The following is a 20976-nucleotide window of genomic DNA, read 5'->3' as shown; positions in this document are numbered from 1 at the left end:
ATCGAGGTCAACCTAACGGCGAAGTCCTTAAGCTTCGTTCAATGGGCCTGTCTCAAATCGGAGCAGGGGAGGGACCCCAAGGATCGACCGCCTTTCGGACCGCGCGGCGCGCCAGGATGATGGCCGGAACGGTCCAGAAAATTGGCACCATGAACGTCGCCGAAAGCACCGAGCCCAGACGGTCTGGGTCCGCACTTCCGGCAAAGCCGAGACTGTTGGCCGTAAGGCCCGCCAGTGCCGCGCCGATGGCATAACCGGCCGATTGCAGGGTGGGCAGCAGGCCGGAGGTCTTGTCCCGTTCTGTGGTCGGGCTGGATGCCATTAGCATTTGGTTGAGATAGGACCAGCTCGAGCCGAAGGCGGCCCCGACAAAGATCTGGCCGAGCACCAGCACGGGTAGCAAGTGTTTCGTCATCCCAAGAGCGACAAGGATCATGCCGGCACATTGCAGCACCGGGCCACCCTGGATAGCCCGCCGTCGCGCCGAGGGGGAGGAAAGGTTGGCGATCAGCACGGCGACCACGCTCCAACTCATCGCCATCACCGCGCCGAATCCGCCCGCAGCCGTCGGGCCGTAGCCGAACACATGCTGCAGTCCGAAAACGATGTAGACGGCGCTGGTCGCCTGCGCCACGGGCATCAAGAGCACGACCCAGAGGCCGGCACCGACGGTCGACCCGAACCCGAACGCGCCCTGCGGCATCAGCCGGTGCGGCGCCTTGCGGTCCCGGATCACGCTAGTCCCTATAAGCAGCAGTCCCACGATCACAGTCAGTGCCGAACCTCCGAGATCAGCCACCGAACCCGCGGACAGCAGCACCAACAGTCCGGCGGCGAGCAGAAGGAGCGGCGCGAGCGGAATCCGGCCGCCGGTGTCGGATTTTTCTCTGGGCGTGGCCGTTTTCACCGCCAGCAGGAGGAAGATCAGCCCGAGCGGAATATTGACCAGAAAGGCAGCGCGCCAGGACAGGGTCTCTGTGATCCAGCCGGCGGCGAAGGGACCGCCGAACGAGGCGACCGCCCAGACCATGGCTTCGGCACCGAAAACCTTGGGAACCAGCCGCACCGGGTAAAGTGCGGGAATGAGCGCGTAGCAGAGAGCAGCAACAATGCCTTCGCCAAGCCCTTGTGCCATTCTGCCCAGCAGCACCTGCGGCATTGAGGTCGCAAGGGCGGCCGCGAGCGTGCCGCCGAGAAACAGGAGGGTCGCTGCCAGCATCACAAGTCTTGCGCCGAAACGGCTCTTCAGCCCTGCGGCGCTTGCGCCCGAGACGATCGAGCCGATCAGATAGAGCGACACCGACCAAGCGATCAGATTGCCACCGCCGATCTCGGCAATGGCACTCGGCATCACGGTGGTGACGAGAAAGCCGTTGAAGGCAAAGAGTGCCACCCCCATGCACAGCATCACGGTGGTGGCCGCATGACGGGGAGCCAAGAGGTCGAGCCAGCGGCCGTCGGGCAGGGCCTCTGCCAACGTCGGGTTCGAAGGCGAAGAACCGGTGCCGGATCGAGCGGCATCGACAGGAATAACTGCAGTCTCGGGCATGAAACATCCTTGCAATGAGGGACTTGGTCAGTTCGGATTCCGATGCTACAACCTCAACCTAAGTTGAGGTAAAGAGCCATGGCGAAAGAAAATTCACTGCTGAGTGTCGGCAACGTCGCGCGCCGCAGCGGCCTTGCCGTTTCGGCCATTCATTTCTACGAGCGCAAGGGTCTCATTACCGCCGACCGCACCGGCGGGAACCAGCGGCGTTACGGTCGCGATGTGCTGCGGCGCCTCGCTCTCATCCGGGCGGCGCAAGAGGTTGGGCTTCCCCTGTCGGACGTGGCGGAGGCCCTCGATCGGCTCCCGGATGGTCGAACCCCGACGCCGGCCGACTGGCGCCGCATCGCGACCGGTTGGGCGGAGCGGCTGGACGCACGCATCCGCGTGCTCCAGCGTCTGCGCCACGATCTCGATGGCTGCATTGGTTGCGGCTGCCTGTCGATGAAACGCTGCCAGCTGGTCAATCCGGCGGATGCCCTGTCAGAGGAGGGCACGGGCGGCGTTGCCCTTCGCAGGTAAGCTTCGGGGAGGCTCGGGCAGATAGAGCATGGGGCAGGGCGCCTGTGGCAGAACTCGCCCACAAAATTAACCTCCTGCTAACCACGATCGAGGCACCTTCTGTGGATCATTGGTTGCATTTGATCCTGACCGGCTGATTGTCGCCCCATTCTTGCCCTAAGCGCAGCACCCGGGACGGCGCGTCGAGAGAATCATGCAAGCCTGATCCATCATCGAAATCCAGGCGGCATTTGGAGTTTTCATGAAGAAGTTATTGATCGCGTTTTCGTTTTGCGTGGCGATCCTGTCTCTCTCGACCTCGGCCAATGCCGGCAGTGCCCAGCTTCTGCTCGATGCGCGCACCGGTGAGGTTCTTGCTTCCGAAAACCCCGATGAGCTGAACCATCCGGCCTCGCTCACCAAGATGATGACCATCTACATGGTCCTCGACGCGATCCATGCCGGCAAGCTCTCTTGGGACAGCCCCGTTCCCTTCTCGAAATATGCCTCCGCCCGCCCGCCGACGAAGCTGCGCGTCAAGGCGGGTGACTCGATCACCGTCAAGGAAGCGGTCCTTGCGATGATAGTGCTCTCGGCCAATGACGTAGCAACCGCCGTCGGCGAAAAGCTCGGCGGATCGGAAGAAGGCTTTGCCGCGCTGATGACGCGCAAAGCGCGTTCACTGGGAATGCTCAACACCACTTTCTTCAACGCGTCCGGCCTGCCCAACGACCAGCAATTTACGACCGCCCGCGACATGTCGACCCTCGGCGTCGCCCTGATCCGCGACTTTCCCAAGGATTACGAACTCTTCTCCACCAAGAGCTTCGCCTTCCGTGGCCGCACCATCAATGGTCACAACAACCTGATGTATCGCTACAAGGGCATGGACGGCATCAAGACCGGCTATACGAATGCTTCGGGCTTCAACCTCGTCAGCGCAGTCGAAAGCAATGGCCGTCGCGTCATCGGCGTTGTCATGGGCGGCCGCACCGCCGCCAGCCGCGACCGCCTGATGGGAAAGCTGATCGACGCCAATATCAAGAAGGCCTCGACGGGAACCCAACTCGTTGCCAGCCGCACGACCGGCGTGCAGATAGATCTCGCGCGCTTGGGCGACGCCATCCCGGTTCCCGCCTCGCGCCAGTCGGCCATGGCCGCCGTCCAGGGCATGGCGGGTGCGACCGGTGTCGGCACCGGCGAAATCGCAGCAGCCTATGCCGAAGGCGATCTCGCTCCGGCCGAACAGCCGCTGACCGCCGCCATCCCGCGCGCAACGCCGCGCGCCAATGTTGGCGCCGGTGCTTCCGTGGTCGGGCAGGGGGCCCAGCAGGCGACCGCTTCCTCGATCACCGGCGAGCGCAAGTGGCAGATCCAGATCGCAGCCGCCACCTCGGCCCAGGCCGCCATGGAACTCCTTTCCGACGCCCGCGATAAGGTCGGCGGCCCTTTGAAGACGCTCGACACCTATACCGAGATGGTGACCCGCAACGGCACCACCTTCTACCGCGCCCGCTTCACCGGTTTCGACACCAAGGACGAAGCCCGCACCGTCTGCGACAAGTTGGTGCGCCAGCGCTACGACTGCGTGCTGATGCCAGCGCGGGGATGATCATTCGATCGCTTCACCCGCGATCCGCGCGAGGTCGGCGCGCAGCTTTTTCGGCATGTCGCGTCGCACGTCGATGAGCCTCAAGATGCCTATGGCGTCGCTCGTCAGTTCTCGAAAGAAGATGTAGTGTCGCTGGTAACGCGAAACGTAGATCACGACCTCGCTGCGGATCAGGATGCCCAAGCGGTTGGGCAGCGCTCTCCAGAGACCTTGAGAACCCGCCATGAGTTCGAGATGTGCATGCAGTTCGTAGATTAGGTTTCCGCTTGCCTTTGGCCCCACCATTTGCGGGTGGAGCGAAAGATCTCGTCCTGCTCCGCATCTGCGATTGGGTGGAACAGGTACCGGCTCATGTTAGCCTAGGGAATTGCGCCGGATGACATCGCTTGGTTCGACCGCCCTGTAGCTGTCCTCGCCGTCCTTGACCGCATCGGACAGTAAGTCGCGAACGAACTCGGCGGTGGCATCATCGGCCTCCATATCCTGGCGGATCAGATCCCCGACATAGGCCTCTGCCGTCTCATAGCCCGTTTCGGCCTGAACCTTCCGGTCGACATGGGCGGCGAGGTCTTCATTGAGCGTAATGTGGAGGCGTCTGCTTGCCATGGATGCTCCCACCAATTTCAATGAAGCTAGTCTCGCACAGGCGCAAAGCCTTGCCAATCGGTCGTGCAATAGATGTGGTCACCCCCCAGTCGCAACATCCCGCCGACCAAGATCCTCGAAAAGCCTCAGCAGATACCCATCCGGATCCGCCACGACGAATTGCCGATTGCCGACCTCATGCTCATCCCGGCGATACCACTTCTCTTCGAGCGGCAGATAAACCGGCACCCCTGCCGCAGCGAGGCGGGTGAGGATGTCATTGACGCTCGGCACCCGGATCTGCAGGTTTAGCCCACGCCCGAAGGGCCGCTCGATCGGTGCATCTTCGATTCTGAACGTGCGCCCAAGCCCGATCTGGTCGATCATCAATTGCGCCTGCCCGAGCACCAGATAGCTGAAGCCTTCGTCCGGCCGCTCATAGGAGACGTCGAAGCCGATCAGCTCGAGATAGAAGGCGCGGCTCGCCCGCCAGTCGCTGACGCCGAGTTCAGGAACCAGCGCGTTTCCGATCAAGCCTTGGTCCCGCCCACCGTGATCTGGTCCATCCGGAGGTGCGGCTGGCCGACGCCGACCGGCACCCACTGGCCCGCCTTGCCGCAATTGCCGATCCCGGTGTCGAGCTTGGTATCGTTGCCGATCATGGTGATGCGCTTCATGGCGTCCGGCCCGTTGCCGATCAGCATGGCACCCTTCACCGGCGCGCCGATCTTGCCGTTCTCGATCAGATAGGCTTCGGTGCAGCCGAAGACGAATTTGCCCGAGGTGATGTCCACCTGACCGCCGCCGAAGGAGACGGCGTAAATGCCCTTCTTGACGGAGGAGATGATCTCTTCCGGCGTCTTGTCGCCCGAGAGCATGTAGGTATTGGTCATGCGCGGCATCGGCTGGTGCGCATAACCCTGGCGACGCCCATTGCCGGTCGCCTTCATGCCCATCAGGCGGGCATTCTGCCGGTCCTGCATATAGCCGACAAGTTTTCCGTTCTCGATCAGAACGTTATAGGCCGATGGCGTGCCCTCGTCATCGATGGTGATCGAGCCGCGCCGGTCATTGATCGTCCCGTCGTCGACGACGGTGACGCCGGGGGCGGCGACCATTTCGCCCATCAGGCCGGCAAAGGCCGAGGTTTTCTTGCGGTTGAAGTCGCCTTCCAGCCCGTGGCCCACGGCCTCATGCAGCATCACGCCCGGCCAGCCATTGTCGAGGACCACGTCCATGGTGCCGGCCGGCGCTTCCTGCGCCTCGAGATTGACCAGCGCCTGGCGCAGCGCCTCGTCGGCGCCCCGCTGCCAGCTCTCTTGCGTCAGGAAGTCGTTGAAACCCATGCGCCCGCCGGTGCCGAAGGAGCCGCTTTCCTGGCGGTCGCCTTCGCCTGTGATGACGGAGATGTTGATCCGGGTCATCGGCCTGATGTCACGCACCCGGTGACCATCCGCGCGCAGGATCTCGACCACCTGCCAGCTCGCGCCAACCGTTGCCGTCACCTGCCGCACCTTCGGGTCCTTGTCACGCAGATAGGCGTCGATCTCGGAGAGCAGCTTCACCTTTTCTTCGAAGGTCGGCGAGCCGATCGGGTTGCCGTCGCCGTAAAGCTTGGAATTCGTCCGCTGCGGGGCGGCGGCATAGGAGCCGGAATGGCCGTGCATCACGGCACCGACGGCATCTGCTGCGCGGGAGAGCGCCGAAAGCGACAGTTCGCCCGCATGGGCATAACCGACCGCTTCACCGGCGACTGCGCGAAGACCAAAACCCTGGTCTGTATTAAATGAGCCGCCTTTCAAGCGTCCATTGTCGAAGGTCAGCGATTCCGCCTGCGCATGCTCGACAAACAGCTCTCCGTCGTCAGCGCCTCTGAGCGCATCGGCAACGCGCTGGGTCAGCGTGGTCTCGTCGCAGTCGAAGAGGGAGAGAAGGTCCTGGGTCATGCGGGTCTCCTTGGAACGTGCCTCTGCATGTAGGGGGACAATAAGAAAGGGGCAAGCCCGTTGGACTTGCCCCGAAGGATCAGTGGGTCACGATCAGGCGAGGATCACGGCAGCGTGTCATAGCCCTCGCCGAAGCCGGCGAGTTCGATCGGGATGCCGACGCGGTCCTGATCGGCCGACTCACGCAGCGCGAACACTGCGGCCTTGCCGGCGCGCAGGATCTTCATCAGCTCCTCGTCGATCTCGACCTCGACATAGCAGCCCTCGGAGAAGCAGCGGGTGAAATAGGCGCGGCCGATATTATTGCCGTCGACGAACAGCTCCATGCCGTCTTTCAGGAGAACGCCGAGCGGCGCCAGAATGCGCAGGATGCGCGCCTTGCGGTCGGCGGTCTTCAGAACGACGACGGAGAGGCCCACTTCAGGCCGGTCTTCGGCAATCACGTTCTGCATCAACGCGCATTGTTCGGCCGTGGCGCCTGCCGGCTTGTCGCAGATCACCGACCACGCCCCGTGATTGGACCGGACGGAACCCGGCTGCTGCTGCTGGGTTTGCTGGCTCTGCGCCGGACCGGCCAGCGCGCCGATCAATACGGCGGATGCGGCAAGGCCGGACCAGACACGTCTAGGAAGACCCATGAATACCTCTGGAAAACGAATCATCCCGGACATTCTTGTCGTCCGGGTGGGGAAATGCAAAGCCCCGACGCCTGTTTTACGGCCGACTACGGCATAATTGGGACTTGGCATGTGCCTCTGGCGGGGATTTGGCGCTGCTTTCACCACCCGTTGGGGAAAAGCCTGTGGTTCCAGCGCTCTCGCAATTGATGAAGAGCAAAATGCCGCACCGGCTTTCGCCGCAGCGTATTGCGAATGCGGCTGATCTGTGATTTTAAACGGCGACACTAGCATGATTTTTGCGCTATGGTTTGATGTGGATCAAGCGCTTGTGGGAGACCAACCGTGATGAAGAGAACCTATGCAGCCTTGACCGCTCTGGTCTGTCTGCTTTTCGCTTCTGCCAGCTTCGCCGATCAGCCGAGGCCGTGGCAGATGGGTCTGCAGGATGCAGCGACCCCGGTCATGGAAATGAACCGTTGGTTTGAGCAATACACGCTCTGGTTCATCGTGCCGATCACCATCTTCGTCCTTGTTCTTCTGATCCTGGTCGTGGTGAAGTTCCGCGCAGCCGCGAACCCTGTTCCGTCCAAGACCAGCCACAACACGGCGATCGAAATCGTCTGGACCGTGGCGCCGGTTCTCATACTCTTCGCAATCGCGATCCCGTCTTTCAACCTCTTGACCTATCAGCTGAAGATGCCGGAAAACCCTGACCTGACGGTCAAGGCGACCGCCACCCAGTGGCTCTGGTCCTATGAATACCAGGGCGAACAGGCCGTATCCTTCGACAGCTACATGCTGAAGGATGCCGACCGCGCTGCAGCCGGCAAGGAAGATGTCGCCCGTTACCCGCGTCTCCTCGCCGTCGACAACGAAGTCGTTGTTCCCGTCGGCAAGACGGTCCGCATGCTGGTCACGGCTGCCCCGACCGACGTTATCCACGCTTTCGCCATGCCCGCCTTCGGTATCAAGATCGACGCCATTCCTGGCCGTCTGAACGAGACCTGGTTCAAGGCCGAGCGCGAAGGCCTCTATTACGGTCAGTGTTCGGAGTTGTGCGGCAAGGATCACTCCTTCATGCCGATCGCCATTCGTGTCGTGTCCGAGGAGCAGTATTCGACCTGGCTCTCGGCTGCGGCATCTGACCTTGCTGGCGCCAACAAGGCGCTGATGGCTGCTGTCGACGGGGCTCCGGCCACCGTCCAGAGCGCCGAAAACATCACGAACTGAGAGGAGTGAGGACAATGGCCGGCTCTGTTGCCCACGACGACCACGCGCACGATGCGCATCAAGACCATAAGCCGGGCTTTGCTGCTCGCTGGTTGTTTTCGACCAACCACAAGGACATCGGCACGCTCTACCTGATCTTCGCGATCATTGCGGGTATCATCGGTGGTGCTTTGTCGGTTGCCATGCGCATGGAGCTCCAGGAGCCCGGCATCCAGATCTTCCACGGTCTGGCCTCCATGGTCTACGGCGCCCAAGGCGATTCCGCCATCGATGCCGGCAAGCACATGTATAATGTCTTCACGACGGCGCACGCGCTCATCATGATCTTCTTCATGGTCATGCCGGCGCTGATTGGCGGTTTCGCCAACTGGATGATCCCGATCATGATCGGCGCTCCGGACATGGCCTTCCCGCGCCTCAACAACATCTCCTTCTGGCTGATCGTCCCGGCCTTCCTCCTGCTCGTGCTGTCGATGTTCGTCGAAGGCCCGGCAGGCGCCCACGGCGTCGGTGGCGGCTGGACCATGTATCCGCCGCTCTCAACATCCGGCCAGCCGGGACCTGCGGTCGACCTGGCGATCTTCGCGCTCCACGTCTCGGGTGCGTCCTCGATCCTCGGTGCGATCAACTTCATCACCACCATCCTCAACATGCGCGCTCCGGGCATGACGATCCACAAGATGCCGCTGTTCGCCTGGGCCGTTCTGGTCACGGCCTTCCTGCTGCTCCTGTCGCTCCCCGTTCTCGCCGGCGGCATCACCATGTTGCTGACCGACCGCAACTTCGGCACGACCTTCTTCGCGCCGGAAGGCGGCGGTGACCCGATCCTATACCAGCACCTGTTCTGGTTCTTCGGTCACCCGGAAGTGTACATCCTGATCCTGCCTGGCTTCGGCATCGTCAGCCACATCATCTCGACCTTCTCGAAGAAGCCGGTCTTCGGCTACCTCGGCATGGCCTACGCCATGGTCGGCATCGGCGCCGTCGGCTTCGTCGTGTGGGCACACCACATGTACACGGTCGGCCTGTCGCTCGCCGCCCAGCGTTACTTCCTCTTCGCAACCATGGTCATCGCGGTGCCGACCGGCATCAAGATCTTCTCCTGGATCGCGACGATGTGGGGTGGCTCGCTGACCTTCAAGACCCCGATGGTCTGGGCGATCGGCTTCATCTTTCTCTTCACCGTCGGCGGCGTCACGGGCGTTCAGCTCGCCAATGCCGGCCTCGACCGCTCGCTGCATGACACCTATTACGTCGTGGCTCACTTCCACTACGTTCTGTCGCTCGGCGCCGTCTTCGCCATCTTTGCCGGCTGGTACTACTGGTTCCCGAAGATGACCGGCTACATGTACAACGAGTTCGTCGGCAAGCTGCACTTCTGGATCATGTTCGTCGGCGTCAACATGGTCTTCTTCCCGCAGCACTTCCTCGGCCTCGCCGGCATGCCGCGCCGCTACATCGACTATCCGGACGCATTCGCCGGCTGGAACTATGTCTCGTCGATCGGCTCCTACATCTCGGCCTTCGCAGTGCTCGTCTTCCTCTACGGAGTCTTCGAAGCCTTCGCCAAGAAGCGCGTCGCAGGTGACAATCCGTGGGGCGAGGGTGCAACCACCCTGGAATGGCAGCTGTCTTCGCCGCCGCCGTACCACCAGTGGGAACAGCTCCCGAAGATCAAGTAAGCAGATCTTCGAGGCCACCAGACAGTCGGGCGCCGCAGTCAAAGGGATTGCGGCGCCCGAAAGATCAGTCGGAAGACGGAAAGCAACAGAATGACAGTCATCGACAATCGCGACGTATTCGGCATCGAGGGCGAAATCCGCCTATCCGAAGCCGGCCCGCGCGATTTCTTCGCGCTTCTGAAGCCGCGCGTCATGTCGCTCGTCGTCTTTACGGCGCTTGCCGGCCTCGTGCTGGCGCCGGGCTCCATCAATCCGGTCATCGGCTTTATCGCCATCCTCTGCATCGCGGTCGGGGCAGGGGCTTCGGGCGCACTCAACATGTGGTACGATGCCGATATCGACGCCATCATGTCGCGCACGGCAACCCGTCCGGTTCCGGCTGGCCGTGTCACCCCGCATGAAGCCTTGGCCTTCGGCCTCGTGCTCTCGGTCTTTTCGGTCAGCATCCTCGGCCTTGCCGTCAACTGGTTTGCCGCTGGCCTGCTCGCCTTCACCATCTTCTTCTACGCCGTCGTCTACACGATGTGGCTCAAGCGCTCGACCCCGCAGAACATCGTCATCGGCGGTGCGGCCGGCGCCTTCCCGCCCATGGTCGGCTGGGCCTGCGTCACCGGCGGCGTGTCGCTCGACAGCTTCATCCTCTTCATGATCATCTTCCTCTGGACGCCTGCCCATTTCTGGGCGCTGGCGCTGTTCAAGATGAAGGAATACGGCGCCGTCGGCGTGCCGATGATGCCGAATGTCGCCGGCGTCGGTTCGACCAAGCGCCAGATCACCGTCTATGCCGTTCTGACCGCAATCACCGGCGTGCTGCCGACCTTTACCGGTCTCTCCTCGATCGGCTACGGCCTGGTCGCCGCCCTGCTCGGCGCCGTCTTCATCCACTGTTCCATCGCCGTCTGGCGTATGCCCGACGGCGATGAGAAGATGGTGCCGGCGAAGAAGCTTTTCGGCTATTCGATCTTCTATCTTTTTGCGATCTTCTCGGCCCTTATGGTCGATCTCTATGTCGCGCCCGTAATCCTGTCCCTCGGAGGTGCCGCCTGATGGAAACCATCGAGCTCAATGACGTCCAGAAGAAGTCCCGCCGCGGCCGCAACATCGCGCTCGGCGTTGTCCTCGCCCTTCTCGTGGTGATCTTCTACGTCGTGACGATCATCAAGATCATCAAGATCAGCAAGATGGGCTGACACACATGACCATCGCACCGCTGAACCAGACCCCGAAGACCACCGAACGCCGCGCCAGCCGCCGCGATTTCGGCGTGGCAACGGCCTGTGTGGTGTTTGTCGGCGCCATGGTCGGCATGAGCTATGCCGCCGTCCCGCTCTACCAGATGTTCTGCAAGGTCACTGGTTACGGTGGTACCACGCAGCGCGTCGAACAAATGTCCGACGTGGTGCTGGACAAGACGATCAACGTCACCTTCGACGCCAATGTCTCGAACGGCCTGAACTGGGATTTCAAGCCGATCGACAAGAAGGTCACGCCGAAGATTGGCGAGACCGTCGAGATCCGTTACGTCGCGACCAATCATTCAGCCGAACCGGTTACCGGCGAGGCCGTGTTCAACGTCTCTCCGGGCGAAGCCGGCGCCTATTTCAACAAGGTCCAGTGCTTCTGCTTCACCAAGACCACGTTGCAGCCGGGCGAAACACTGGAAATGCCTGTTGTCTTCTTCGTTGACCCCGCCATCGTTGATGCGGAAGAGACCAAGGACATCGGAACGATAACCCTTTCCTACACCTTCTATCCGCGCGAGGACGACAAGCCCGTGGCAGCGCTGGAAGCGGGAGAGGGCAAGGAACAGCCGAAACTGTGAGAGGGGTCCGGTAAGCCGGGTCTCGTAATGAAATTGACATTCGGGGATTGCTGAAATGGCCGAAGCGCACCAGAAGAACCACGACTACCACATCATCGATCCGAGCCCCTGGCCGATCCTGGCCTCGATCGGTGCCTTCCTCCTGACCTTCGGCGGCGTCGGCTACATGCGCTATCTGCATGGCGGCTCGTTCAAGCTGTTCGGTCTCGAACTCGCGCATCCGTGGCTGTTCTTCATTGGTCTCGCGATCACGCTCTTCACCATGTTCGCCTGGTGGGCAGACACGATCAAGGAAGCCCATGCCGGCGCCCATACCCGCGTCGTTTCGCTTCACCTGCGCTATGGCATGATCATGTTCATCGCCTCGGAAGTGATGTTCTTCGTCGCCTGGTTCTGGGCCTTCTTCGACGCCAGCCTCTTCGCCAATGAAGCGATCCAGGCGAGCCGCGTCGAGTTCACCGGTGGCACCTGGCCGCCGAAGGGCATCGAGGTTGTCGATCCCTGGCACCTGCCGCTCTACAACACCGTGATCCTGCTGCTCTCCGGCACCTGCGTCACCTGGGCCCACCATGCGCTGCTGCACAACGACCGCAAGGGCGTCGTCTCCGGCCTCGTTCTGACGGTCCTGCTCGGCATCCTGTTCTCGTCGGTCCAGGCCTACGAGTACATGCACTCGCCGTTCGACTTCAAGAATTCGATCTATGGCGCGACCTTCTTCATGGCGACCGGCTTCCATGGTTTCCACGTTCTGATCGGCACGATCTTCCTGATCGTCTGCCTGTTCCGGGCGCTGGCCGGTCACTTCACGCCGCAGCAGCATTTCGGCTTCGAGGCTGCTGCCTGGTACTGGCACTTCGTCGACGTCGTCTGGCTCTTCCTCTTCTTCGCCATCTACATCTGGGGCGATTGGGGTGCACCGCTGCACGCCGGCTGATAACGGGCAAAAGCTTTAAAGGGCGGCGCAAGCCGCCCTTTTTCGTTCCTCTCCCTTCGCCTGCGGCGCGCCCTGCGACCTCACGGGCACTGGGATGGAACACCGGCCTGCACTAAGGGTTGGCCTAAGGCTGAAATATCCCGAAGGAGGGACTGAAATGACCGACGACAAGGCACAATATGCACCTGTCGACCCGATGAAGGCGGCACTCTCCGCGTCCTGCCCGCGCTGCGGCAATGGCAAGCTCTTCGACGGCCTGACCAAGCCGAAGCAGCGCTGCGCCTCCTGCGGGCTCGACTATTCCTTCATCGATGCTGGCGATGGCCCGGCGATCTTCGTCATCCTGCTGGCTGACCTTCTGGTGGTCGGTTTCGCTGTCTGGGTCGAGCTCACCTACCAGCCCTCTGTCTGGCTGCACATCCTGGTTTTCGCACCTCTTGGCGTCGGCCTGACGCTCTGGCTGATGCGCACGCTCAAGGCCTTGCTGATCGCCCTGCAATACCGCCACAACGCCGCCCCCGGGGTCATCGACCGTGGTTGACGAGACAAGCGCAGTGGTCAAGACGAGACGGGGCTGGCGCTTCTGGGCGGGGCTCGTGCTGGTGCCGGTTGCCATGGCGATCCTGCTGTCGCTCGGCACTTGGCAGGTCAATCGCCTGCACTGGAAGGAAAGCCTGCTTGCATCGATCGATGAGCGCAGCCACGCTACCGCCGTCGGTGTCTCCGAGATCGAGGCGCGCCTTGCTGCCGGCGAAGAGATCGACTACCGCCACGCCACGGCCACCGGCCACTTCCTGCACGACAAGGAGCGTCACTTCCTGGCCACCTTCGACGGTGAAGCTGGCTTCTATCTCTATACCCCGCTAGAACTGGCTGATGGCCGCTACCTTTTCGTCAACAGGGGCTTCGTCCCCTATGACCGCAAGGATGCCAAGACTCGGTCGGAGAGCCTGATCGAGGGCGAGCAGACAGTGACCGGCCTTGCCCGGGCACGCCTCAACGAGAAACCATCGTCGCTCGTGCCTGATAACAACGAAGGTACCAATATCTTCTATTGGAAGGATCTGACCCGCATGGCAGCCTCCACCGGCCTGCCGGAAGACCGTGTCCTGCCCTTCTTCCTCGATGCCGATGCAACGCCTGTTCCCGGTGGCCTACCGAAAGGGGGCGTCACTCAGGTGGATCTGCCCAACAGTCACCTGCAATATGCTATCACCTGGTATGGCCTGGCATTTGCGCTTGCCGCCGTCACCATTGCCGGGTTCTTCCGGCGCAAAACGGCGTAGAGGCACCGGGCAATTTCGGTTAAACACGCTCCACATGCAGCCGGAATCGCGGCTGTCTTTGGGGGAAACTGAATGTCATATCTGGCTTCGACACTGGTGGCGCTTGTTGCGCTCGAGCACATTTATATTCTCGTCCTGGAAATGTTCCTCTGGACCACGCCGACCGGTCGTCGCGCCTTCGGCCTGAAGCCGGAGCAGGCGGAATCGACCAAGGTGATGGCGGCGAACCAGGGCCTCTATAACGGCTTCCTCGCCGCAGGCCTGGTCTGGGGCCTGCTGCATCCCGATCTCGCCGTCGGCTATCAAATCCAGGTGTTTTTCCTTGGCTGCGTGCTGGTTGCCGGCCTATATGGTGGAGCGACGGCCTCGCGGAAGATCTTTGTCATTCAGGCTCTGCCCGCGGCGCTCGCTCTTGTTGCTGTCCTGATTGCTGGCTGAACCCGATGAATATGCACATAAACCGTCCTCCTCTGACGATCAGGCTTTGCGGCCCGCGCGGCTTCTGCGCCGGCGTCGACCGCGCGATCCAGATCGTCGTTCTGGCGCTCAAGCGCTACGGGGCTCCGGTTTATGTGCGCCACGAGATCGTTCACAACAGATATGTCGTGGAAGGGTTGGAGGCCAAGGGCGCGATTTTCGTCGAGGAACTGGACGAAATCCCGGTCGAGCACCGCCAGCAGCCGGTGGTCTTTTCCGCCCATGGCGTGCCGAAATCGGTGCCCGAGGATGCGACGAGCCGCAATCTCTTCTATCTCGACGCCACCTGTCCGCTTGTCTCCAAGGTCCACAAGCAGGCCATGCGCCACCAGCGCCTCGGCCGCCACGTCATCCTGATCGGCCACAACGGCCATCCGGAAGTGATCGGCACCATGGGCCAGTTGCCGGAAGGCTCGGTCTCGCTGGTCGAAACCGTCGAAGACGCCGCGGCCTACACCCCCGCAGACCCCGACAATCTCGGCTTCGTGACCCAGACGACGCTGTCGGTCGATGACACGGCCGGTGTGATCGCCAAGCTGATAGAGCGCTTCCCCAATCTGACCGCCCCCTCGGCTGACAGCATCTGCTACGCCACCACCAACCGTCAGGAAGCCGTCAAGCAGGCAGCGCCCGGCTGCGACCTGTTCATCGTCGTCGGCGCTCCCAACTCCTCCAACTCCAAGCGTCTTGTCGAAGTGGCGCTGAGGGCCGGGGCCACCCGCTCCATGCTCGTCCAGCGCGCCTCTGAAATCGATTGGGACGATGTCGGCGTCATCGGCACACTCGGCATCTCCGCCGGCGCCTCGGCCCCGGAAGTCATCGTCGACGAAATCATCGAAGCCTTCCGCCAGCGTTTTGACGCCAAGGTGGAACTGGCGATCACGGCCGAAGAAAACGAGCACTTCCTCGTCAACCGCGAACTGCGCGAGGTCGAACTGACGAGAGAGGATATGGCTTGGGTCAACGGCTGATCTGCGGCGAGCTATCGGCCTTCGGGAGTTGAACGTCATGGGTCAATGGTCGCGACTGTTCGCCATGTCTTATCTGCTCGTGATGATGGCGGGATTCGTTGCTGCCTGGCTGGCAGGCATCCTGTTTTTCGTAAAGGTGAGCCGGAACACAGTTCCCTTCGAAAAGCCTGGAGAGACCCTTGGTGAGGCAGATTCGCGGATTAGAAAAGCGAGTTTAGCGGTATGGAAGTCCAGCCCGTGGCTTCGCCGCGTGATGATTACTGGTCCTTGGGTAGTGATATTGATGCTGGTGGGTTTGGGCCTCCATTCTGCATTCTTCCGATAGGAATGCTGGCCTCTGCCATCCCCTTGCTGCCTTTCGCTATCGCTCCTCGACAGCCAGTTCTGTAAAAGTCAGTGGTTACCGGCTGCGGCTTGAAGCCTGCGCGACCAAGAGTGTTGGTGACAGTGCGGAGTTCGAACGCACCTGCACCTGTCGGAAGAATTCAAGCGCATCTTGCGCCGGCATGGGCCGACCGAAGAGATAGCCCTGGCCCTGATCGCATCCCATGGCGAGCAACACCGCCGCCTGGGCCTCGGTTTCGATACCCTCTGCCACAGTGTCGAGCCCCATCTCGCGGCTCATCGCCACGAGTGCGCGCGTGATGGCGGCATCGGAAGCCGAGGTCTGGATGTCCCGGATAAAGGCCTTGTCGATTTTCAGCGTCTTCAAGGGAAAGCGCTGCAGCGACGATAGCGATGCATAGCCGGTCCCGAAGTCATCGAAGGCCACGCCGACGCCGATATCGCGGATTCCGTTTAACGTTTGCAAACTTGCTTCGTTGTCGTTGAGCGTGATCTCTTCGGTCACCTCAAGTTCCAGGCAAGCCGGAGCAAGACCATGCCGGGTCACCGCTTCCACCACACGATCGCGCAGATTGGGCGCGCGAAATTGCTGGGCGAAGAGATTGACGGCGACCTTGCAGACCTCGCCGCCCTCGTTGAGGAGAGCGGCCATGCGGCAGGCTTCGTCCAGGGTCCACCAGCCGATTTCGGTCGCGACGGAACTCTGCTCCAGCGACGGCAGGAAGCGGCCGGGCAGGAGTAGCCCGTGGGTCGGATGGTTCCAGCGGATCAGCGCCTCGAAGCCGACGATACGGCGTGTAGAGAGTTCCACTTGCGGCTGGTAGTAGAGCTCCAGTTCACCTGACCGCAGGGCGCGCCGCAAGTCGTCGCGCGTGGCGCGTCTGGCCTGGCTCTCTGAGCGCATGGACGGCTCGAAGAAGCGATAGGCCCGCCCTCCGGCGGCCTTGGCGCAATAAAGTGCGAAATCGGCCGATGCCAGAAGTTCGTCGGCATCGTTGCCATGCCGCGGCGCAATCGCGATCCCGATACTGGCACCCAGTTCCAGATCCAGACCGCCGAGGCTGAACGGCTTGCGAAAGGCATCGAGAATGGCGGCGGCTTCTTTCTGGGCCAGCATCGGATCGCCGTTATTGGCATAGCAGATGGCGAACTCGTCGCCGCCAAGCCGGCCGACAGACGCCCTGTCTCCGACCAAATAGGGAATGCGCACGGCGACCGCCTGCAGAAGACTGTCGCCGACAACATGGCCATGGGTATCATTGACTTCCTTGAAGCCGTCGAGATCCATTAGAAAGAGACTGCAGGCCATGCCCGACGAGAGCTTCTGTGCCAGCGTGCTCATGAATTCGTGCCGGTTCTGCAGTCCCGTCAGCGTGTCGTGAGAGGCAAGGCGCATCAGCTTTGCATCCCGCTCCCGTCGCTCGGAAATGTCCTTGATCGCGGCTCCCGCCCAAAAGCCCTTTTCGGTCTTCCAGGTGGAGAGTGTGATCTCGATGGGAAACTCCGTGCCATCGCTCTTGATCGCCGAGACCTCGACAGGCTTGCCGCCAAGACCCGGCTTGGCCCCCGCCGCAACATTGGACATGCCGACCGTATGGGCACCGCGCATACGCTCAGGAATGATGATCGTGACCGGCCGCCCCCGTATCTCATCGGCTTCATAGCCGAACAGGGAGCAGAAGGCGGGATTGGCGAACTGAATGTCGCCACGGCCATCCACGATGATGAGGGCGACACTCATCGCAGCGGTGAAGGCATGCGCCATGGAGGCGCTTTCCGGCAGGTCCATGCTTCCGTCCCATCATCGTTTCAGATGAAGCTACCGCAACTCAATTAGGGAAGCGTAAAGTTCAGGGCAGAGACGGGAGGGGAATTTCTTGAGTTATGCGCATAGGGTGTGTATAACTGACGCATGAGGAGCTCGGACGTCATTGCCGCTTTGAGGGCTGATGGGTGGTACGAGGTTTCCACCAAGGGCAGCCATGTTCAGTTCAAACATGACAAGAAGCCTGGCCGCGTCACTGTTCCGCATCCCAAAAGAGACTTGCCGATCGGCACACTGAAGAACGTCGAAAAACAGTCCGCTCTGAAGCTGAGATGATCACATGCACAATTTCATTGGCCTAATCCATAAGGACCCGGATAGCGATTATGGCGTGTCCTTTCCCGATTTCCCGGGTGTGGCAACGGCCGGCACGGATCTGGATGACGCCCGGCGCATGGCCGAAGAAGCGCTGGCATTTCATGTTGAAGGCATGATTGAGGATGGCGAGGCCATTCCGGAACCGTCTTCACTAGAGGCGATCATGTCTGATCCTGAAAACAGCGATGCCGTGGCCGTTCTTATCCCGCTCCGAAGCCCGGCAAAGAAGGCAGTCCGCGTTAACATTACCATCGCGGAAGACCTTCTGCGCGCCATCGACTCGCACGCTGAGGCGCATGGATTGACACGCTCTGGATTCCTTGCCCAGGCGGCGGAGCGGCAGATGAAGGACGACCAGAACCCGAACAATATCCGGGGCTATGCGCTCTCCGCGTGATCGCGACATCTCGCCTATCCCCATTTCCTGTGCCCCGTGTCGCTGCGGGGCTGGCATGCGCGTTCCACCCGTTATAGGACTTGGTTCATCCTCAAAGCGGCACGGAACCTGAAGCTGTGGCAGTCTATACAGATATCAACGAGCATGACCTGAAGGCCTTCCTCGCCCAATATGATGCCGGCGAGCTTCTGTCCTACAAGGGCATCGCCGAAGGCGTCGAGAACACCAATTTCCTGCTGCACACGACGAAGCAGCCGCTGATCCTGACGCTCTACGAAAAGCGTGTCGACCGGGGCGATCTGCCCTTCTTCCTCGGCCTGATGCATCATCTGTCGGAACGCGGTCTGTCCTGCCCGCTGCCTTTGCCGCGCAAGGATGGCGCTCTACTCGGCGAACTCTCCGGCAGGCCGGCTGCCCTCATCTCCTTTCTGGAAGGCATGTGGCTGCGCAAGCCCGAGGCTCAGCACTGCCGTGAAGTCGGCAAGGCTCTCGCCGGCATGCATGTCGCCGGTGAAGGCTTTGAACTCACTCGCCCCAACGCGCTGTCACTTGAAGGCTGGCAGACGCTCTGGGCAAAGTCCGAGGCGCGTGCCGATGAGGTCGAGATCGGGCTGGAAGACGAAATCGGTGCCGAGCTCGATTTCCTCGCCGCCCACTGGCCGAAGGAATTGCCCTCAGGCGTCATCCATGCCGACCTCTTCCCCGACAACGTCTTCTTCCTCGGGGACGACCTTTCAGGCCTGATCGACTTCTATTTCGCCTGCAACGACTTCCTCGTCTACGATCTCTCGATCTGCCTCAATGCCTGGTGCTTCGAAAAGGACGGCTCCTACAACATCACCAAGGGCAAGGCGATGATCGAGGGCTATCTCTCGGTGCGTCCGCTCTCGGCGAACGAGATCGCAAGCCTGCCCGTACTCTGCCGCGGCTCGGCCCTGCGCTTCTTCCTCACCCGCCTCTATGACTGGCTGACAACGCCGGAAGGCGCGCTGGTGGTGAAGAAGGACCCGCTCGAATATCTGAAGAAACTGCGCTTCCACCGCGCCGTCACCAATGCCTCCGAATACGGACTGATTTCATGAAACATGTCGACATCTTCACCGACGGCGCCTGCTCGGGCAATCCCGGCCCCGGCGGCTGGGGGGCGGTGCTGCGCTATGGCGACGTCGAAAAGGAACTCTGCGGCGGCGAAGCCAACACCACCAACAACCGCATGGAACTGCTCGCCGCCATCAGCGCGCTTAATGCCTTGAAGGATGCCTGCGAAGTCGATCTCTACACCGACAGCAAATATGTGATGGACGGCATCTCGAAGTGGATCTTCGGCTGGAAGAAAAACGGTTGGAAGACCGCCGACAAGAAGCCGGTCAAGAACGGCGAAATCTGGCAGGCGCTCGATGCCGCCAACCAGCGCCACAAGGTCAAGTGGCACTGGGTCAAGGGCCATGCCGGCCACCCGGAAAACGAACGCGCCGACGAACTCGCCCGCAAGGGCATGGAGCCGTTCAAGACCTCAAATTTCGGTAAGTCGCTGCTGGTGAAGTGACGATGGGCTCAGGCGGTGACAAGAGTGCTGGCGTGGCGGAAAATCAGTCGGTCCAGATTGATGCTCCGCGCCGCACGTGCAGTCTCGCGCAGTTCTGGGTCGATCCGGTAGCCTTTGACGGCGACCAGCCAGTCAAGCACATCCGCGAGATGCCACAGGGTCGTGCTACTGTCATGCGCGGGTAAAGGCGAGCCGGGAGCGCCGACCATCAGCTTGCGCATGTTCTGCCGGCTGACATCAAGCAGTTCAGCAATTTCGGTGAGTCCGACCAGATCGGGCCCGATTTCGATGAGCTCCGCTTGGGGCAGGGCGCGTGCGGTATCGTCGATGGCGCTAGCGATCGCACTCGGCGCGTCCTCCGCTTCACGATCGAACTCAAGCGCGAGCCGCCCGGCAATGCCGATGCCCACAAGCGCATCGGTGCAGCCAGCCGCCCCCAGAGCCTCAACAGCGGCCTCACCGGTCGTCCCATGAGAGAGCCGGTACTTCAGGACAAAGGCGTATTCGGTCATCTCGGAAAACCTCAGTCGTTTCGTTCGTCCCGGCGCCGGCTGCAACGATCCACCACGCGGCGGAGCGCCCGTGCATGGTTGGTGGGATTAGCCGGCGTGCTCCAGACGCTCGTGATACAGAACTCGCCACAACGGCAGGTCTTGTCGTCGTAGGGGCAGTAGATCCGTCCCCAGGCGTGGCTGCCGCCGATCTCGATCCTCCAGCCCTGTGATTCCGCGTACCGCAGGGCGTCTTCGATCTCCTTGTTCGGATGCCTGCGCCTCAACAACGCCTCCTCAAAATAAAGGTGAACGAACCGGTTGTCAAATGACAACTAATTATCACTGAAGTCGGTGACGAAGTATGATGGGCAGCAACTGCTGGTTTTGCAACGGAGCCTTGCCCGGATGCACCCTTGCCAATCCCCCCATTCCCCCTATGCTCGCCTCAAAACGAAACACACGGGAGACATCCATGATCCAGCACTGCGTGTTCCTGCGCTTCAAGGCCGCTGTCCAGGAGGCCGAGAAGCAGGCGATCTATGCCGCGATTGCGGAGCTGAAGGATGTCGTGCCCGGCATGCTCGAGGTGAAGTTCGGGCCGAATGTCTCGCCCGAGGGCCTGAGCGGCGGCTACAATGACGGCTTCATCGTCACCTTCGAGGATGAACTGGTCCGCGACTACTATCTGAAGCACCCGCAGCATGTCGCCGTCGGCGAGCGCATCGTGCATGCGACCGATGGAGGCCTGGCAGGCATCCTGGTCTTCGACCTCGCCCATTGACGAAAAAGCCCTCCCGCGAAGGGGAGGGCTTACTGACAATGTGTCGCAGGGCTTG

At 61.5% G+C, this 20976-nt stretch carries 27 protein-coding genes; 18 read left to right on the top strand and 9 right to left on the bottom strand.

Annotation, left to right across the window (positions count from 1 at the left end; genetic code table 11):
- Positions 1 to 52 precede the first annotated feature (52 nt).
- Complete coding sequence (locus ASE36_RS03960) at positions 53 to 1549, bottom strand: MFS transporter (protein ID WP_062275775.1); 1497 nt, start codon at positions 1547 to 1549, stop codon at positions 53 to 55.
- A gap of 78 nt (positions 1550 to 1627) precedes the next feature.
- Between ASE36_RS03960 and soxR the strand changes: the two genes are divergently transcribed.
- Together soxR and ASE36_RS03950 are read left to right on the top strand one after the other, a co-directional pair.
- Positions 1628 to 2071 (top strand): redox-sensitive transcriptional activator SoxR, encoded by a 444-nt coding sequence (gene soxR / locus ASE36_RS03955; RefSeq protein ID WP_062275773.1) that lies wholly within the window; start codon positions 1628 to 1630, stop codon positions 2069 to 2071.
- A gap of 241 nt (positions 2072 to 2312) precedes the next feature.
- Positions 2313 to 3662: a D-alanyl-D-alanine carboxypeptidase gene (locus tag ASE36_RS03950; RefSeq protein ID WP_062275771.1), complete on the top strand. Its 1350-nt coding sequence runs from the start codon at positions 2313 to 2315 to the stop codon at positions 3660 to 3662.
- Here ASE36_RS03950 and ASE36_RS03945 read toward each other — a convergent pair whose 3' ends face one another.
- The 5 genes from ASE36_RS03945 to ASE36_RS03925 all read right to left on the bottom strand — a co-directional run bounded on the left by ASE36_RS03945 (position 3663) and on the right by ASE36_RS03925 (position 6831).
- Complete coding sequence (locus ASE36_RS03945; RefSeq protein ID WP_156378556.1) at positions 3663 to 3887, bottom strand: hypothetical protein; 225 nt, start codon at positions 3885 to 3887, stop codon at positions 3663 to 3665. It lies immediately after the preceding gene.
- A 129-nt stretch (positions 3888 to 4016) separates the two neighbouring features.
- A complete protein-coding gene (locus tag ASE36_RS03940; protein WP_062275767.1) occupies positions 4017 to 4268 on the bottom strand; it encodes a hypothetical protein in 252 nt (83 codons plus the stop codon).
- Positions 4269 to 4346: 78 nt separating this feature from the next.
- Positions 4347 to 4778, bottom strand: coding sequence for a bleomycin resistance protein (locus ASE36_RS03935; RefSeq protein ID WP_062278005.1), 432 nt, complete (start codon positions 4776 to 4778; stop codon positions 4347 to 4349).
- The gene (gene tldD / locus ASE36_RS03930; RefSeq protein WP_062275765.1) at positions 4778 to 6193 is read right to left on the bottom strand and encodes a metalloprotease TldD; all 1416 of its coding nucleotides are present in this window, start codon (positions 6191 to 6193) and stop codon (positions 4778 to 4780) included. The genes ASE36_RS03935 and tldD overlap by 1 nt, the downstream gene beginning before the upstream one ends.
- Before the next feature lie 104 nt (positions 6194 to 6297).
- Positions 6298 to 6831, bottom strand: coding sequence for an invasion associated locus B family protein (locus ASE36_RS03925; RefSeq protein WP_062275763.1), 534 nt, complete (start codon positions 6829 to 6831; stop codon positions 6298 to 6300).
- 327 nt (positions 6832 to 7158) lie between these two features.
- On the opposite strand from ASE36_RS03925, the gene coxB reads away from it, so the two are divergent.
- From coxB to ASE36_RS03870, 11 genes are all read left to right on the top strand, one after another.
- The gene (gene coxB / locus ASE36_RS03920; RefSeq protein ID WP_062275761.1) at positions 7159 to 8043 is read left to right on the top strand and encodes a cytochrome c oxidase subunit II; all 885 of its coding nucleotides are present in this window, start codon (positions 7159 to 7161) and stop codon (positions 8041 to 8043) included.
- A 14-nt stretch (positions 8044 to 8057) separates the two neighbouring features.
- On the top strand, positions 8058 to 9725 hold the full coding sequence (ctaD, locus tag ASE36_RS03915; RefSeq protein ID WP_062275759.1) for a cytochrome c oxidase subunit I: 1668 nt from the start codon (positions 8058 to 8060) through the stop codon (positions 9723 to 9725).
- Positions 9726 to 9815: 90 nt separating this feature from the next.
- Complete coding sequence (locus tag ASE36_RS03910) at positions 9816 to 10772, top strand: heme o synthase (protein WP_062275758.1); 957 nt, start codon at positions 9816 to 9818, stop codon at positions 10770 to 10772.
- The gene (locus tag ASE36_RS22840) at positions 10772 to 10915 is read left to right on the top strand and encodes a hypothetical protein (protein ID WP_062275756.1); all 144 of its coding nucleotides are present in this window, start codon (positions 10772 to 10774) and stop codon (positions 10913 to 10915) included. The genes ASE36_RS03910 and ASE36_RS22840 overlap by 1 nt, the downstream gene beginning before the upstream one ends.
- A gap of 5 nt (positions 10916 to 10920) precedes the next feature.
- Positions 10921 to 11547, top strand: a complete 627-nt coding sequence (locus tag ASE36_RS03900) for a cytochrome c oxidase assembly protein (protein ID WP_082510813.1) — start codon at positions 10921 to 10923, stop codon at positions 11545 to 11547.
- Positions 11548 to 11602: 55 nt separating this feature from the next.
- Complete coding sequence (locus ASE36_RS03895) at positions 11603 to 12481, top strand: cytochrome c oxidase subunit 3 (protein WP_062275755.1); 879 nt, start codon at positions 11603 to 11605, stop codon at positions 12479 to 12481.
- Positions 12482 to 12638: 157 nt separating this feature from the next.
- Positions 12639 to 13022 (top strand): DUF983 domain-containing protein, encoded by a 384-nt coding sequence (locus ASE36_RS03890; protein WP_062275752.1) that lies wholly within the window; start codon positions 12639 to 12641, stop codon positions 13020 to 13022.
- Positions 13015 to 13767 (top strand): SURF1 family protein, encoded by a 753-nt coding sequence (locus ASE36_RS03885; RefSeq protein ID WP_244474656.1) that lies wholly within the window; start codon positions 13015 to 13017, stop codon positions 13765 to 13767. Before ASE36_RS03890 ends, ASE36_RS03885 begins: the two co-directional genes overlap by 8 nt.
- Before the next feature lie 72 nt (positions 13768 to 13839).
- Positions 13840 to 14205: a DUF1304 domain-containing protein gene (locus ASE36_RS03880; protein ID WP_062275748.1), complete on the top strand. Its 366-nt coding sequence runs from the start codon at positions 13840 to 13842 to the stop codon at positions 14203 to 14205.
- 11 nt (positions 14206 to 14216) lie between these two features.
- Complete coding sequence (ispH, locus tag ASE36_RS03875) at positions 14217 to 15215, top strand: 4-hydroxy-3-methylbut-2-enyl diphosphate reductase (protein ID WP_413813644.1); 999 nt, start codon at positions 14217 to 14219, stop codon at positions 15213 to 15215.
- Positions 15216 to 15252: 37 nt separating this feature from the next.
- Complete coding sequence (locus ASE36_RS03870; protein ID WP_062275744.1) at positions 15253 to 15540, top strand: hypothetical protein; 288 nt, start codon at positions 15253 to 15255, stop codon at positions 15538 to 15540.
- 75 nt (positions 15541 to 15615) lie between these two features.
- On the opposite strand, the gene ASE36_RS03865 is transcribed toward ASE36_RS03870, so the two are convergent.
- On the bottom strand, positions 15616 to 17349 hold the full coding sequence (locus ASE36_RS03865; RefSeq protein ID WP_244474655.1) for a putative bifunctional diguanylate cyclase/phosphodiesterase: 1734 nt from the start codon (positions 17347 to 17349) through the stop codon (positions 15616 to 15618).
- A 123-nt stretch (positions 17350 to 17472) separates the two neighbouring features.
- Here ASE36_RS03865 and ASE36_RS03860 point away from each other — a divergent pair, with 123 nt between their 5' ends.
- From ASE36_RS03860 to rnhA, 4 genes are all read left to right on the top strand, one after another.
- Positions 17473 to 17661 carry a type II toxin-antitoxin system HicA family toxin gene (locus ASE36_RS03860; RefSeq protein ID WP_062275742.1) on the top strand — a complete coding sequence of 63 codons (189 nt, stop codon included), beginning with the start codon at positions 17473 to 17475 and terminating at the stop codon, positions 17659 to 17661.
- 4 nt (positions 17662 to 17665) lie between these two features.
- Positions 17666 to 18100 carry a type II toxin-antitoxin system HicB family antitoxin gene (locus tag ASE36_RS03855; protein WP_062275739.1) on the top strand — a complete coding sequence of 145 codons (435 nt, stop codon included), beginning with the start codon at positions 17666 to 17668 and terminating at the stop codon, positions 18098 to 18100.
- 116 nt (positions 18101 to 18216) lie between these two features.
- Positions 18217 to 19182, top strand: coding sequence for a homoserine kinase (locus ASE36_RS03850; protein ID WP_062275737.1), 966 nt, complete (start codon positions 18217 to 18219; stop codon positions 19180 to 19182).
- Complete coding sequence (rnhA, locus tag ASE36_RS03845; protein WP_062275735.1) at positions 19179 to 19646, top strand: ribonuclease HI; 468 nt, start codon at positions 19179 to 19181, stop codon at positions 19644 to 19646. The genes ASE36_RS03850 and rnhA overlap by 4 nt, the downstream gene beginning before the upstream one ends.
- An 8-nt stretch (positions 19647 to 19654) precedes the next feature.
- Here the strand turns inward: rnhA and ASE36_RS03840 are convergent, their stop codons facing one another.
- Entirely contained in the window at positions 19655 to 20158 is a 504-nt protein-coding gene (locus ASE36_RS03840) for a hypothetical protein (RefSeq protein ID WP_062275733.1), read from the bottom strand.
- Between the two features lie 11 nt (positions 20159 to 20169).
- Complete coding sequence (locus ASE36_RS03835; RefSeq protein ID WP_244474654.1) at positions 20170 to 20472, bottom strand: hypothetical protein; 303 nt, start codon at positions 20470 to 20472, stop codon at positions 20170 to 20172.
- Between the two features lie 140 nt (positions 20473 to 20612).
- On the opposite strand from ASE36_RS03835, the gene ASE36_RS03830 reads away from it, so the two are divergent.
- Entirely contained in the window at positions 20613 to 20921 is a 309-nt protein-coding gene (locus ASE36_RS03830; RefSeq protein ID WP_062275731.1) for a Dabb family protein, read from the top strand.
- Positions 20922 to 20976: the final 55 nt, after the last annotated feature.

It is taken from the genome of Rhizobium sp. Root274, from assembly GCF_001429245.1.
Classification (GTDB): Bacteria; Pseudomonadota; Alphaproteobacteria; order Rhizobiales; family Rhizobiaceae; genus Allorhizobium.
This window is presented reverse-complemented; position numbering and strand designations above follow the sequence as displayed.

Excerpts from the sequence above, each read along its gene's own strand:
- ASE36_RS03960 (WP_062275775.1), bottom strand. The coding sequence starts at position 1,549 with ATGCCCGAGACTGCAGTTATTCCTGTCGATGCCGCTCGATCCGGCACC.
- soxR (WP_062275773.1), top strand. The coding sequence starts at position 1,628 with ATGGCGAAAGAAAATTCACTGCTGAGTGTCGGCAACGTCGCGCGCCGC.
- ASE36_RS03950 (WP_062275771.1), top strand. The coding sequence starts at position 2,313 with ATGAAGAAGTTATTGATCGCGTTTTCGTTTTGCGTGGCGATCCTGTCT.
- ASE36_RS03945 (WP_156378556.1), bottom strand. The coding sequence starts at position 3,887 with ATGGCGGGTTCTCAAGGTCTCTGGAGAGCGCTGCCCAACCGCTTGGGC.
- ASE36_RS03940 (WP_062275767.1), bottom strand. The coding sequence starts at position 4,268 with ATGGCAAGCAGACGCCTCCACATTACGCTCAATGAAGACCTCGCCGCC.
- tldD (WP_062275765.1), bottom strand. The coding sequence starts at position 6,193 with ATGACCCAGGACCTTCTCTCCCTCTTCGACTGCGACGAGACCACGCTG.
- ASE36_RS03925 (WP_062275763.1), bottom strand. The coding sequence starts at position 6,831 with ATGGGTCTTCCTAGACGTGTCTGGTCCGGCCTTGCCGCATCCGCCGTA.
- coxB (WP_062275761.1), top strand. The coding sequence starts at position 7,159 with ATGAAGAGAACCTATGCAGCCTTGACCGCTCTGGTCTGTCTGCTTTTC.
- ctaD (WP_062275759.1), top strand. The coding sequence starts at position 8,058 with ATGGCCGGCTCTGTTGCCCACGACGACCACGCGCACGATGCGCATCAA.
- ASE36_RS03910 (WP_062275758.1), top strand. The coding sequence starts at position 9,816 with ATGACAGTCATCGACAATCGCGACGTATTCGGCATCGAGGGCGAAATC.
- ASE36_RS22840 (WP_062275756.1), top strand. The coding sequence starts at position 10,772 with ATGGAAACCATCGAGCTCAATGACGTCCAGAAGAAGTCCCGCCGCGGC.
- ASE36_RS03900 (WP_082510813.1), top strand. The coding sequence starts at position 10,921 with ATGACCATCGCACCGCTGAACCAGACCCCGAAGACCACCGAACGCCGC.
- ASE36_RS03895 (WP_062275755.1), top strand. The coding sequence starts at position 11,603 with ATGGCCGAAGCGCACCAGAAGAACCACGACTACCACATCATCGATCCG.
- ASE36_RS03890 (WP_062275752.1), top strand. The coding sequence starts at position 12,639 with ATGACCGACGACAAGGCACAATATGCACCTGTCGACCCGATGAAGGCG.
- ASE36_RS03880 (WP_062275748.1), top strand. The coding sequence starts at position 13,840 with ATGTCATATCTGGCTTCGACACTGGTGGCGCTTGTTGCGCTCGAGCAC.
- ispH (WP_413813644.1), top strand. The coding sequence starts at position 14,217 with ATGCACATAAACCGTCCTCCTCTGACGATCAGGCTTTGCGGCCCGCGC.
- ASE36_RS03870 (WP_062275744.1), top strand. The coding sequence starts at position 15,253 with ATGGGTCAATGGTCGCGACTGTTCGCCATGTCTTATCTGCTCGTGATG.
- ASE36_RS03865 (WP_244474655.1), bottom strand. The coding sequence starts at position 17,349 with ATGGACCTGCCGGAAAGCGCCTCCATGGCGCATGCCTTCACCGCTGCG.
- ASE36_RS03860 (WP_062275742.1), top strand. The coding sequence starts at position 17,473 with ATGAGGAGCTCGGACGTCATTGCCGCTTTGAGGGCTGATGGGTGGTAC.
- ASE36_RS03855 (WP_062275739.1), top strand. The coding sequence starts at position 17,666 with ATGCACAATTTCATTGGCCTAATCCATAAGGACCCGGATAGCGATTAT.
- rnhA (WP_062275735.1), top strand. The coding sequence starts at position 19,179 with ATGAAACATGTCGACATCTTCACCGACGGCGCCTGCTCGGGCAATCCC.
- ASE36_RS03840 (WP_062275733.1), bottom strand. The coding sequence starts at position 20,158 with ATGACCGAATACGCCTTTGTCCTGAAGTACCGGCTCTCTCATGGGACG.
- ASE36_RS03830 (WP_062275731.1), top strand. The coding sequence starts at position 20,613 with ATGATCCAGCACTGCGTGTTCCTGCGCTTCAAGGCCGCTGTCCAGGAG.